The organism is Psychromonas aquatilis, assembly GCF_038155185.1.
In the GTDB taxonomy this organism is placed as follows: Bacteria; Pseudomonadota; Gammaproteobacteria; order Enterobacterales; family Psychromonadaceae; genus Psychromonas; species Psychromonas aquatilis.
On record NZ_JBAKAZ010000221.1, the window covers coordinates 1 to 246 of the forward strand.

At 40.7% G+C, this 246-nt stretch carries 1 protein-coding gene; it reads right to left on the reverse strand.

All coding sequences use genetic code 11. From position 1 onward, the window contains the following. Window positions 1–246: fructose-bisphosphatase class II (locus V6256_RS15400; RefSeq protein ID WP_341599128.1), on the reverse strand; the 246-nt coding region annotated here is incomplete at both ends.

The window sequence follows — 246 nt, forward strand, 5'->3', positions numbered from 1 at the left end:
CACCTATTTTAATATTTTCTTCTGTAGGCTCTTTCACCATACGGCGCGGTATTAAACGTGCTTGCATATTACCATCTAATGCACGACCAACGGCTGCAGAAATACCACCTTCAGGTGCACCACCAATACAATATAAAACATCAACTTGATTATCCGGCATACATGCCAGTACAGAAATAGCAACATCTCCATGAGGAATAGCAAAAACACGAACCACCATACCTTGTATGTCTTTAATCATTCGGT